At 65.5% G+C, this 11543-nt stretch carries 12 protein-coding genes; 1 reads left to right on the top strand and 11 read right to left on the bottom strand.

Features of this window, described 5'->3' with window-relative positions; translation table 11 throughout:
• The 11 genes from HJG53_RS12465 to HJG53_RS12415 form a co-directional block, all read right to left on the bottom strand.
• Positions 1 to 210 (bottom strand): hypothetical protein, encoded by a 210-nt coding sequence (locus HJG53_RS12465; protein ID WP_171131050.1) that lies wholly within the window; start codon positions 208 to 210, stop codon positions 1 to 3.
• Positions 207 to 1376 (bottom strand): glycosyltransferase, encoded by a 1170-nt coding sequence (locus tag HJG53_RS12460; RefSeq protein WP_171131048.1) that lies wholly within the window; start codon positions 1374 to 1376, stop codon positions 207 to 209. The genes HJG53_RS12465 and HJG53_RS12460 overlap by 4 nt, the downstream gene beginning before the upstream one ends.
• A 4-nt stretch (positions 1377 to 1380) precedes the next feature.
• Complete coding sequence (locus HJG53_RS12455; RefSeq protein ID WP_171131046.1) at positions 1381 to 1905, bottom strand: DUF2141 domain-containing protein; 525 nt, start codon at positions 1903 to 1905, stop codon at positions 1381 to 1383.
• Complete coding sequence (locus HJG53_RS12450) at positions 1902 to 2876, bottom strand: hypothetical protein (protein WP_171131045.1); 975 nt, start codon at positions 2874 to 2876, stop codon at positions 1902 to 1904. The genes HJG53_RS12455 and HJG53_RS12450 overlap by 4 nt, the downstream gene beginning before the upstream one ends.
• Complete coding sequence (locus tag HJG53_RS12445) at positions 2873 to 4063, bottom strand: glycosyltransferase (RefSeq protein ID WP_171131043.1); 1191 nt, start codon at positions 4061 to 4063, stop codon at positions 2873 to 2875. The genes HJG53_RS12450 and HJG53_RS12445 overlap by 4 nt, the downstream gene beginning before the upstream one ends.
• Before the next feature lie 34 nt (positions 4064 to 4097).
• A complete protein-coding gene (locus tag HJG53_RS12440) occupies positions 4098 to 4850 on the bottom strand; it encodes a DUF2334 domain-containing protein (protein WP_171131041.1) in 753 nt (250 codons plus the stop codon).
• Complete coding sequence (locus HJG53_RS12435; RefSeq protein WP_171131039.1) at positions 4837 to 7167, bottom strand: TonB-dependent receptor; 2331 nt, start codon at positions 7165 to 7167, stop codon at positions 4837 to 4839. The genes HJG53_RS12440 and HJG53_RS12435 overlap by 14 nt, the downstream gene beginning before the upstream one ends.
• A 19-nt stretch (positions 7168 to 7186) precedes the next feature.
• Positions 7187 to 8152, bottom strand: a complete 966-nt coding sequence (locus tag HJG53_RS12430) for a FecR domain-containing protein (protein WP_171131037.1) — start codon at positions 8150 to 8152, stop codon at positions 7187 to 7189.
• Complete coding sequence (locus tag HJG53_RS12425) at positions 8142 to 8708, bottom strand: sigma-70 family RNA polymerase sigma factor (protein WP_171131035.1); 567 nt, start codon at positions 8706 to 8708, stop codon at positions 8142 to 8144. Before HJG53_RS12425 ends, HJG53_RS12430 begins: the two co-directional genes overlap by 11 nt.
• A gap of 126 nt (positions 8709 to 8834) precedes the next feature.
• Positions 8835 to 9395 carry a DUF1003 domain-containing protein gene (locus HJG53_RS12420; RefSeq protein ID WP_171131033.1) on the bottom strand — a complete coding sequence of 187 codons (561 nt, stop codon included), beginning with the start codon at positions 9393 to 9395 and terminating at the stop codon, positions 8835 to 8837.
• A 136-nt stretch (positions 9396 to 9531) separates the two neighbouring features.
• Complete coding sequence (locus tag HJG53_RS12415) at positions 9532 to 10260, bottom strand: hypothetical protein (protein ID WP_171131031.1); 729 nt, start codon at positions 10258 to 10260, stop codon at positions 9532 to 9534.
• A gap of 47 nt (positions 10261 to 10307) precedes the next feature.
• Here HJG53_RS12415 and HJG53_RS12410 point away from each other — a divergent pair, with 47 nt between their 5' ends.
• The gene (locus HJG53_RS12410; protein WP_171131029.1) at positions 10308 to 11528 is read left to right on the top strand and encodes an endonuclease/exonuclease/phosphatase family protein; all 1221 of its coding nucleotides are present in this window, start codon (positions 10308 to 10310) and stop codon (positions 11526 to 11528) included.
• The last annotated feature ends 15 nt before the right edge of the window (positions 11529 to 11543 follow it).

Here is an 11543-nt window from a genome sequence, read left to right as displayed (position 1 = left end):
TCACCGCGAGGCGTTGCGCGTGCCCCAGATGAGAAGCCGCGCAACGAAAGCGAGGCACCCGCATTCGCGCTGCACGCTCCGCCCCCGCACGAGCGGCCAGCCGCGACCGCCTTCGGCGCCCGAACTGCGCTCGTCCGGAGCAACCGCGGCCAGGCGAGCAGCACGAAATTCCGCACTGCCGCCTGCGTTGAGGATGGTGGCCGTCTTCACGCCGCCACCTTCATAGGCGCGCGCATCTTTTCATAGTGCGCGAACAATGCGGCGAAATGGTCATCCATGGTGCGCACAGGAGCGTCGGCCGACGAGCCAATAGCGGACCCGGCGCGCCTGCGACCGAACCGCTCGATCGCCTCGGCCAGACTTGCGGCGTTTCCTGCCGAATAGGTGAGGTCTGCTCCGCGCCGCGCCTGGTCGGAAGCGCCGCCTCTGTCCGGCACGATCAGCGGCAGTCCCGACGCCGCCGCTTCGGCCGCGACCATGCAGAACGTCTCCGCCTCGCAGCCATGGACGAGCGCATCCGCGCTTGCCATCAACCGCGCCAGGCCGAAACGGTCGGCAATCGGAGCCAACAGATGAACGTGTGGATTGTCGCCAATGTGGCGGGCAATGCGTGCGCGCTCGCGGCCATTGCCCACCAGAACCAGCCCAACCGGGCAGGCATATCCCGCCGATATCGCCGCCTCGATGACCATCGGCCACCGCTTTTCCGGCGCGTGCCGGCCCACGCCGAGCAGCAGCAAACCGTCTTCGCCGAGCCCGCAGCGGTCGAGCAAGCGACGCCGGAGATCCCCATCGCGAAGCGCCGGCGAGAAGATGCCGGGCTCCACGCCCATTGGGTGGGTGGCCACATTGCCGAGGCCTCCTTCCACAAGCCGCGCCGAAAGGCTCGCGCTGGCGCTCACCACCGCATCGAAGCTTCGCCCCAGCCGTCGCAGGTGGCGCCAATACCAATCGAAATGACGATCGACCGTCGCGCGGTCGGCCACATCTTCGAACCAGCGATACGCATAAGCGGCCAGCGGATCGGCATGCATGATGAGCGCACGCGGGGCAGAACCGCGCCACGCCGCCACCATCGACGCGCTCCGCCAGGGTGACGATGCCTCGACCAGGTCCGGCCGCTCGGCGTCAAGCACGTCGTGAAGTGCTTGGGCATCAGCGAAGTAGCGGTAGTTCAGGTCGAGCGGGAAGCGGGGCGCCCGGATCCACTGGATGCGGCCGCCCTCGGGCCGCCATTCCTGGCAGGTGCGCTGTCCCGGCGCGACCACGACGATCTCGTGTCCCGCGCCTTGGCCCCAAGCAAGCTTGCGGTCCACATAGGTACGCACGCCGCCGCCTTTGGGCGCATAGAATGCACAGACGTCGACGACCTTCATTCCCTCACCTGTCGATCGGGCCAAAGGAGAACAGTCCGTGGCGGTAGTTGAGGCGGATGCGGAGCCGGGAGACTCCCGATCCGACCAAGGCCCGCGCAGCAGCCGCCTTTGGTCTCGACCAGCCCAGCTTCGGGTCATTCGGGAACCCGATGCCGTCGCTCGATACGCCGAATTTGCGGTTCATGTCGCGGTCGTGGAGCAGCGACAGGCTGTACCCGCCCGGGCGAGGGGCACGGATGCACATCTCGACAGGGCCCCGCTGAGGGACGCGCATCTCCACACGTGCGAACGCCTTTCCCTGTTCGAGCAGCACATTGTCGTCGGCAAGAAAGTCGGTGTCGTTGTCCGGGTAGAGCTCAAGCTTAAGCAGTCCCTTGCGGTCCTTGAGTCCGACCACCGTCACTTCGAACGCCGGCCCCGGCTCGTTCCTGCGGCACTGTCCTTCGGCCTTGCCCAGATCCGGCGTCGAGCGCAGGGGAGCAGCAGCGCCGCAGAGCATCGCGCAGCTCGCGAGCAGCAGCGCCCTCATGCCCGCTTCCCGCGATTGGCAAGGTCGCCGCTCGTCAGCGCCGCGCCGAGCAGCAGATGGGCGGCAAGGATGCAGCTCGCGATCATCGTCATCATCGCGCCGATGTCGCGCTCATGGCCGACCAGGAACACCGCCATCCCTGCAAACACGATGTCCTTGTTGGGCAGGAAGGGCAGTCGGGACAGCAACAGACGGAAAGTTGCCAGCAACAGCCACCAGACGAGCGCCACCTGAGGCAGCACGAGATGCCACATCATCGCCGCCAGGACAGTCGAAGCGATGATGCGCCCAAGATGCGCCCATGCGACGAACCGGAGCTCGCGCGGCGGCAGGCTGAACAAGCGTCGACGAAGCACCATCGCTGCAAGCGATGTGAGGATCACGGCGGCGACCGAAAGCAGCAGCGTCCTTCCCTGCGTGCCGAGTTGCAGAATGCCCAGAAACGGCCATGCGAAGACGAGCATCGCAAGCGTCACCGCGTTGCCGACCAGGGCCGACAGGATTGTGACGTCCTTGACCGCGCCGAACGGCGCGGTCGTGATGTCGGCCCGCTTGCGCGCCCAATCGTAGAAATAGACCTCGCCGATATAGCCGAGCAGGATTTCATTGCCGATCAGCTTCTTCAGCAGCGCCGCAAAGCCGGACGCCGGTATCCCCCAAAGCTTCCGAAAAATTATCCAGTCCGCGAATGGCGCTGCGAAATAGGTCGCCGCAAACACTGTCCAGAACAGCGGCGAGCTGGGCACGATCGCCCAGATTTGCCGCCAATCCAGGGTGCGCAGCTGCATGACCACAGCGACCAGTACCGCCAATGAAATCGCCGGGCCGACAAAGGCTGCAAGCCCGCGCCCTCGGATCTTCAATGCCGGGGGGTCGGAAGCTTGAGGCCCCGCCCACTCGAGCGGCAGCACACGCGCGCGGATTACCTGGTTCATGTCATGCACGCGCAAGCGCCCCGCGGTCGTGGTCATTCGATGACTGGACGTCGCCCAACTGAAAAATCCGCAGGCGCACCGGAAGCGGGCTCGACCGATACTAGTCGCGCAGACTCGCGCATTACGGCGAGATACGCGTCGGCTGCGTGCTCGACCGTGAAACGGCCGGCCTGAGCGCGTGCCCCCGCCACGCAGAATCCGCGATCGCCGATTGTGGCGATGGCACGGGCGAGCGCGTCGACATCGCCGACAGGCACCAGCCGTCCGAATCTGCCCGCGCCCAGCAGGTCCGCCATGCTGACGCTGCATGCCGTCGCGATGATCGGTGCACCGGCGGCCAAAGCCTCGATGACGACGGCGGGCACACCTTCATAGTCGGAGGAAACAAGGAACGCATCCGCGACGCTCAGTTGCTCCGCCCAGCGCCGGACATGGCCCGGCATGTTCACGCGCTCTGCGATGCCGATCCTTGATGCCAATCGCTCAAGCGATCGCCGCTCCGGACCTTCGCCGAATATCGTCAACCGGTCCTCGGAGCCTGCTCCCGAGGCAAATGCGCGAAGCAGGAGCGCGAAATTCTTCTGAGCGACCAGCCGTCCCGCGGCGACGAAGTGACGGCTCTCGCCCGCCCGCCGCTCCGGTCGGCTGGAGCGTGCCAGCCGCGCATGCTCCATTTGCGTGAGCGCCGGGTCCTCGATGATCGCGACCCGCGTCTCGCTGATCCACATGGCGATTGCGATTTCGGACTTCATCGGCGCTGCCATGCCGACGAAGTGACCGATCGCGCGCGCCTGGATGCGAAGCCAGAGATAATAGGCCTGCCGGGCGATGACGCCCAGGTCACGCCGTTCCAGATCATTGCTGATCTTGGCGACGATCGGCGGGCAGCGACGCCCGAGCAGCAGCCGCATCGCCACTGCGACCACCGCATAGGTGTTGCCCGCGCAGAACAATATATCCGGGGCCTGGCGGCGGATCACGCCGGGAAGGCGCATGATCATCCACAAGGTCTCGAACCATCTAGTTCGAAGGCCACCCCGCTCCAGATAGTGATAGTCAAGCGGGGGCGCCTCTTCGCGCATTGCCCCGTCGGGACGCCCGAGCACCACTTGCGCATCGACGCCGCGCGCACGCCAGGCGGCATTGAGCCGCAACGCCACCCGCTCGACGCCGCCGGGTTCGAAACTGTGGAGGAAGGTGAGGATGCGAAACGACTTGGCCATCGATCGCTGACGGCGCCGCTGCGGAATTCCTCAATCAGTGTGGGGCCAGAAGGTCTCCATAGCCGGATGCGCGCCGCCCTCGCTTTGTCGCCGCGAGCGTCCTTACGATGCTGTCGAGGAGTTCCGGCACCTTCGTGTCGCCCGGATGAACCGCGACACGTAAGGTATCCAGAAACCCCAGGCCGCGGCGGGCAAGCGCAGCGAATCCGATCGAGCTCTTGATCCGCATGGGGCTGCGGCTGGCCCAGGTAATCACCGGACCGCGCGCGAGCGTGCCTCCGTCGATCGGGCTCCAGACCCGAAAATGATCTTCCGCGATCGCAAACCCCGCCTCACCGAGCGCCGCGACAGCGCCGGCCCCGTACAGCCAGGCCGGCGCGATGAAGCCGGTTACCTCTCGACCGATCACATCCTCGAGGAGCGCGCGCCCGCGCTTCATCCGGGCAAGCGCCTCGACACGGTCGAGGCCAAGGAACTCACCCTCACCCGCAGTCATGTGCTTGGCACGGAACGCCGCGGACGGGCGCCTGTGCGTCGACTCGTCGCGATGCGACCAGCCGTGCACGAACATCTCGACCCCGCCGTCCGACCACGCCCTGAGCTTGCTCTGGTAGCCTGGATTTTCCGCCAGCGGCGCGCGGTTCCAGTGGTCGGGTACGACCAGCATCGCGAAGCGGAACCCGCCCAGATGTTCGGACAGGAGTTCGACCAGCCGGTCCACCTCTGCCTCGAACCTCGGCCCGACATCGTGGATCGAGGCGAGCAAGCGGCGATCAGAAGCGGGCATCGAGTCCGACCCTGACGGTTCGCGGCCTCAGCGGCGTGATCTGATCACGCTGCGCCACGCCGAACGGATTGCCATAGGAAAATCGATTGCCGCGGACATCGGCCAGGTTGCTGACGTCGAGCGAGACGCCCAGGCGACCCAGCGCCAGCCTGCCTCCGAGCGACGTTTCAACGAAATCGCCTTGCGTCACGTCGAACGGCGCACCGATTCCAAGCTGCGACGTGCCGACATAACGGACCGCGCCGTCCAGAACCAGGCTAGTCCCGGCGCCCAGATCGATGCTGTAGCGCAGTGCGCCGCGAGCGCCGGCGCGCGCGATGTTCGGGAGTTCGCGCTCTTCTGCGGCGGCAAAGGCCTCGACGGGCCGTGACAGCGCCGAATCGTTCAGGAAGACCGAGGCTTCGAGATTGAGACCCGAGACGACCTCCCACATCGTCTGCGCTTCGAAGCTGTAGACTCGCCCGTCGCCGATGTTCGTCGTGTAGGGCAGCCCCGTCAGATCGACCAGGTCCGACTGGATATCGCTCCACCGCGCATAAGCGAGCGTCGTGCTTGCGGAAAAGCGATCGCGGCCCGGCCGGCCGAGACGCAGCCCCACCTCGCCCACCGTCAGGCTGTCGCCTTCGAAGCGCTTGCTGTCCGCCGGCGAGCCGGATGGCGCAACAGCAAGGCCTCCAGCTCGAAATCCCTGCTGATAATGGGCAAAGGCAAGCAATCCGCGGCCCATCCGCCACGAAACCGCGACCGTCGGCGAGAGCCGGACCTTCTTGCGCTTGGCTTCGCCGGAATCGCCGTCCGTCTGCTCGATCAGCATGCCGACGGCGCGCGCATAGGTCAGCCGGCCGCCCAGAGTAATCGAAACCGGACCCAGCAGAGGCTGAGTATATTGCCCGAACAGCGCGACTTCGCTGTTCTCGTTGCGCACGCCCAGAATCGACGGTGGATCCTGGGGATCACCCAGCCGGCGCTCGATCCGGCTGATGTCGTAGACGCCGCTCACACCCGCGACCCACGACCGGCGACCCGTCCCACCCGATAGCCGGGTCTCATGCGAGAGGAGCGTGATGCCGATGTCTTCCTCGAAACGCCGTGCCGCCCCACCCGCCGGAGTCGCGTCGAAGACCGAATCGACGTCATGCCGGACCAATGCGGTCGTGGAAGATAGAGAGACCGCCGATCCGTCCCGCTGGATCGTCAGATAGCCAAGCCGAAAATCATTGTCGAACGGCTGCGCGATCGCGGAAGACCTGGTGAGCGGGGGCGAACCGCGAAGCACATATTGTCCGTCGCGGCTCGAGATGTTCTGAATGACGCCGCCAAGGGTGAGCGACCAGCCGGCTCCTGGCTCGTACCGGATCGCCGCACGTCCGCCATAGCTTCTGGTCTCGTTGATGTCGGACAAGCCGCGGCTCGGGTCGTCGATATAGCCGGGGTCGAGCGACCAATAGCCGACGCCCCTGATCGCCACCCGGTCGCCGATCAACGGCAGGTTCAGCATTGCCGCCGCATCGCCGCCCTCCCCGCCCTTGTGGGTTGCGACCAGGCCGGCGGAGGCCGAGCCATCGGCCCGGCCCATCAACGGCGCATTCGGCACCAGCCGAATGATGCCGCCGAGCGAACCGGTGCCGTAGAGCGTGCCTTGCGGCCCCTCCAGCACCTCCACCCGGCCAATATCGTAAAGGTTGAGGTCCGGATCGGGGGCATTGTAGGTCAACCGCACATCGCCCAGATACTGGCCGACGGTCGCCTGGCTGGGACCATTGAAGCTGCTGTCCGCGATTCCTCGAACGAACAATTTGTCACGCCCGGGGCCAAGGCTGGTCGAGGCGACCATCGGCAGTCGCGCAACCACGGCCGCCGTTCCGCTGGACGCCTCGCGGGCGTTCTTGCCCGGATCAAGCGCGAGAACGGAAACGCTTCCCGCATAGCGATCGAGTGGCGTGCCTTGCTTGCTGGCGGTCACGATGATGTCCTGCTGGGGACCGACCACCAGGGCACTTGGGCGGGGCTGCGGAGCCGCGGAGCGCACCGGCGACGGACGGCGCGATCCGGCGCTGCGGATAATCCTGACCGTCACGGCGTCAACGAATACCGCCTGCGCGCCTGTCCCGCGCAGCAACCGCTGCAGCGCCGCTTGCGCAGACATCCGGCCGCGCACGCCCGCCGAGCGGCGCGCCGCAAGCGAAGGATCGCTGACGCCGATGGTCATTCCGGCCTGCTCCCCGAAGCGCGCCAGCGCGCCGCCAAGCGGTCCGGCGGGAATGGCAAAGGCGCGGATATCGGCGGCATCGGCGGCGCTCGCGATGAGGCACGCCATCACCGTTGCGACAAAATGGCTAGCGGACCGCACGGTCCCGCGGGCCGATCGTCCATCCCTTGTCCCGGCGACTGACGGTCAGGCCGAGAACCTCGCCCAGCCGGTTCAATGTCCCTGCCTGATCGGGCCCGATCTGGATCGTGCCGCTGAACGGCTGGCCGGCGATCGAGGGTGCCACCGTCACCGAGACGCCAAGATTGCGCGACAGGTCAGAACCAACGTCGGACAGCGGCGTGCCGTCATAGACCAGACGCCCCCGGCGCCACGATCCGATCGACGATGGATCCTTGCGCGTCATAACGACCCGAGGCTCCCCGGCGCGATCCGTCAGGCTCTGCCCCGCGGCAACCGCGATCGCCTCGCGCTGAGGGTTGTAGACGACAGCGCCCTCCGCAACCTCGACGGTCTGCCCATCGGCTGTTCGAACCACATTGAAGATCGTGCCGACATCCTGCACGCGGTCGTCGCCGAGCTCGAGTGTGAACGGCCGTTTCGGGTCGTGCACGATAGTGAAGGTCGCCTCGCCTTGCCTGAGCGACGCAAAACGTGGGTTCGACTTGTCGAGAATGAGCCGGGTCGAACCATTGAGGGCAATCCGGTCGCGACCGTTAAGCTCGACGAGCCGGTGCTCGCCCGGCCTCGTCGCAATCTCAAACCGGTCGGTCCGGAGCAGGGCTGGGCCAGCGACCAGGCCGACCAGAACCGTTGCCGCGACCGCGCCGAGCCCTCCCAGCACGGTTCGTCTGCGATACCAGCTGCGCTCCTCGCCTTCATCGTTCGCCGCGATCGGTGGCGGCGTCCATTCCGCCAGCACAGGGTCCAGTTCGGCGTCGGCGAGCGCGACGGCGTCATAGGCGTCCGAATGCGCCGGGTCCTGGCTCAGCCAGTCCATGAAGGCGTCCCAATCGTCCGTGCGCTCGCTCTTGAGACGGATGTGCCAGGCGATTGCCGCGGCGCGGACAGCGTGTTCGGGTTCAGGCGCCATGATCGTCTCTCTCACCCGTTAGACGTCGCGCGTCTTCAAATTCCTCATCAAGCTCCTTCTTTGCGGCCAGCACGACCTCATAGGCGTGCTGCAATTGCTTCTCGATCGCGCTGACACTGACCCCAAAGTCAGCGGCGATAACCTTCTGCCGTTCACCATCTACACGAAAGCGGCGGAATATCTCAGCGGTGCGCGGCGGCAGCGTCGACAAGGCTTTGGTCAGAATGTCCAGCTGTTCGCGCGCGATCATCGCATCTTCAACCGACGGCGTGTCGTCCGCTTCGGCGTCAACGCCGCTGCGCGCATCAGTCCATTCTTCCTCCCGCCGGCTGCGACGCGCGACGGAACGCCGCCGGTCGAGCAAAAGATTGTCGGCCATGCGGTACAAATAGGCGCGAGGTTCCGCGATCGGCCCGATCCGCAGCCCCTCAAGCTTGAGGAAGAGTTCCTGAACAAGGTCCTCCGCTTCGTCTGCCTTCGACCCGCGCAGCATCAGGAACCTGATCACCGCGGTCCTCGACGACAGTAAAAGCTGCTTCAGCCCCTGATCCGTCACCCGCCCCGCTCTTTCGCCCATGCTTGCGACCAGCCGCCTAGGGCTTAGCCGGTCGGCGGCCAGACGACAACGACCGCTCCGATTTGATCAACCCACCCGCAGTGCGGCGAACGTCGCCTGCCTTATTTAGCGTCCCGTCTCCGGCACGCGGGCGAGCAGCGTTTCGATGAGCTGCAACTGGCGATCGAGCTTGGCGCCGAGATCGCTCAAGGATGCGAAATCCCATTTTTCGTGCAGGGCCATGATTTCAAGTTCGGCGCGAAGGTTGACTTCATAGTCATGCTGCGCGGCGAGGCGGTCCCGCTGCGCCTGGCGGTTCTGGCTCATCATGATGATCGGCGCCTGAAGTGCGGCGATCATCGACAGCATCAGATTCAGAAAGATGTAGGGGTATGGATCGAACGCAAGCTTCCAGACCGAGAGAATTTCGGTGTTGACCAGCATCCATCCGATCAGAACGGCCAGGAACCCGAAAATGAAGGCCCAGGACCCACCGATCGCCACCACCCGATCCGCCAATCTGTCCCAGAAGCGTGTCTCCATCGCTGCGGCGAGATAGGCCCGCCTGCTGAGCGGCTCGCGATCAGCAATGCTGTTCAATACCCGCAGTTCCTGAGGCTCCAACGCTGTCCCGCTCTTCTTCAGGTAACGTTGGGCCAGATAGCTGATCGAGCTCATGTTCGTCATCCCGCTCCCTCCCTGCGCTTCAGGCGCGTCGGCTCGGAACATAGAAGCGGGCGCACATCGGGTCACCTGTGCGGACGTGTTGCTGATCCTGCCGACTGTGGATGGCGCCCACGCCTCGCCAAGGCGTGGAAATCGCTCAGAAGGTGAAGCCGAGCGCCATCATGACGCGCATATCCCGCGCAGGATCGCTCGCGCCGAAGAGTGTGGCGTCGCGAAGCGAGATGCGCTGCAGCCGTCCGTCGAGCCCGAACGAAAAATGGCGGCCTTGGTCATCTTCGCTGTCGAAAAGATCGAATCCGACGCGAACGCCCCGCGCTTCCAGCGGCGCTCCGCTTCCGAGTTCCGAAATGCGATCCGTAGGCAGACGGTTGCGGCCCGAGCTCAGGTTGAACCAGCCGGCGGACAATGCCCAGCGATCGTCATGCACCCACTCGGCCATTGCCGCCCATCCGCGCGTCGTCAGCGCGCGCGCATGAGACATCAGACCTGACGGGTGACGCCGGTCCCATGATCCGGCAACAGCGAGGCCTATGTCCTCTGAGGATCTTATCGGAAGTGTGAAGCGTGCGCCTGCGCTCGCTGCGGAAAGGCGATCCACCGGCAGGACCGGATAGAGATCGGAGCTCTTTCCGAACTTTTCGCGCCGCGCCGAGAACGTCAGTGTGCCGAGGCCGAATTCGGTATCGCTCGACCACTCCCTTACCCGCCGCTCGCCGAGACCGAACGGCCGGGCCGCGGCCGTCGCCAGCGCCCCGCTCGCGACTTGAGGCGGCCCGATCATCGCCGCCGGTGCGGCATTGCCGCTCAAACAGATCGGGATCACCGCGACGCAAACCGGCCAGAATGCGATCCATCTTTCGCGCATCACCTGCCCCATCGCTTGCGCGCCGCCAATCGAACGCGCTTCGAATCGTGGACGGCGAGGATCGGAAAAAGCCACAGGTGAGGAGTCGGCATGGCAGCAAATCGCCGGCCGGCCCGCCCTTGCTCGGGTTACCGCGGCTCTGCTGCCGAAGCTTGCACGCACTGTTGCCTCCGTCGTGCTGCGGAAATCCTCCAGGACGCCGTCTCCAAAACAGAGCGACCCTGATGGATGAGGCACGGATGCAACGCGGCTTGAATATTCTGGCAGCCACGGCGCTGGCCTTCACCTCGGTCAATCCCGCATTGGCCAGCAACCCGGCCCCTGCCGCCCCGGCGCCGCTTTCGGTGCTGACCTACAATGTGAAGGGCCTGCCCTGGCCGGTCGCGCGCGGCCGCACCGATGCTTTCCGGCAGATCGCAGCTCGCCTGCTAACGATGCGGCGCGAAGGGCGCCAGCCACACGTGATCGTCCTGCAGGAGGCCTTTACGGACGCTGCAAAGCGGATCGGCCAGGACGCTGGATACCGCTACATCGTCTACGGCCCGTCCAAGGCGCAGCTCACTCAGGCCAGGATGACTGCGGAGGATCAGCGATTCGCGGAGGAAGCCAGTTGGCTGAAAGGAGAAACCGAAGGGAAATGGGCCGACAGCGGCCTCGAGATCGCGTCCGATTATCCCGTCCTGAACGTCCAGCGAGCGGCATTCCCAGGCTTCGCCTGCGCCGGCTTTGATTGTCTCGCGAACAAGGGCGTGCTCCTCGTCACCCTCAAGATTCCGGGCGAGCCCACTCCCTTCGCAATCGCGACCGCTCACCTCAATTCACGGCACTCATCCGGCGTAAGCGACGGTCGATCGCTCTACGCTTATCGGCGACAGCTCGATTTCCTGCGATCCTTTTTCATCGCGCGCCGCGATCCCGCGATCCCGCTGGTCTTCGCCGGTGATTTCAACATCTCGGAACTGGCGCGCCGGACCGCCTTGTTCGAACAGATCGGGCGCTGGTGGCCGGGCACCGAGGAGCGCGTGCCGCGCGATGGCTTGCGAACCTGCCTGGCTCGTCTCTCGCATAACAGTCGGGCGTTTGCAGACGCGACGTTCGCAATGCGCCGTGCGCGCGACTGGCAGTTCATCGTCCCCGGCCGTCTCGCAGCAATCACCGCCATCGGGATGACAGTCCCGTTCGGGCGCGATCCGACCGGAGCGATGCTGTCGGACCATGTCGGCTATGTCATCGACTATGCGGCCGCGAGAATGAAACCGACCGCTTAGGTCGAAAGAAGAGCT

It is taken from the genome of Sphingomonas sp. ID1715 (assembly GCF_013044515.1).
Lineage (GTDB): Bacteria > Pseudomonadota > Alphaproteobacteria > Sphingomonadales > Sphingomonadaceae > Sphingomonas_B.
This window is presented reverse-complemented; position numbering and strand designations above follow the sequence as displayed.

Bases quoted from the DNA above. Each gene is read 5' to 3' on its own strand.
- HJG53_RS12460 (WP_171131048.1), bottom strand. From the start codon at position 1,376: ATGAAGGTCGTCGACGTCTGTGCATTCTATGCGCCCAAAGGCGGCGGC.
- HJG53_RS12455 (WP_171131046.1), bottom strand. From the start codon at position 1,905: ATGAGGGCGCTGCTGCTCGCGAGCTGCGCGATGCTCTGCGGCGCTGCT.
- HJG53_RS12450 (WP_171131045.1), bottom strand. From the start codon at position 2,876: ATGACCACGACCGCGGGGCGCTTGCGCGTGCATGACATGAACCAGGTA.
- HJG53_RS12445 (WP_171131043.1), bottom strand. From the start codon at position 4,063: ATGGCCAAGTCGTTTCGCATCCTCACCTTCCTCCACAGTTTCGAACCC.
- HJG53_RS12440 (WP_171131041.1), bottom strand. From the start codon at position 4,850: ATGCCCGCTTCTGATCGCCGCTTGCTCGCCTCGATCCACGATGTCGGG.
- HJG53_RS12435 (WP_171131039.1), bottom strand. From the start codon at position 7,167: ATGGCGTGCCTCATCGCGAGCGCCGCCGATGCCGCCGATATCCGCGCC.
- HJG53_RS12430 (WP_171131037.1), bottom strand. From the start codon at position 8,152: ATGGCGCCTGAACCCGAACACGCTGTCCGCGCCGCGGCAATCGCCTGG.
- HJG53_RS12420 (WP_171131033.1), bottom strand. From the start codon at position 9,395: ATGACGAACATGAGCTCGATCAGCTATCTGGCCCAACGTTACCTGAAG.
- HJG53_RS12415 (WP_171131031.1), bottom strand. From the start codon at position 10,260: ATGCGCGAAAGATGGATCGCATTCTGGCCGGTTTGCGTCGCGGTGATC.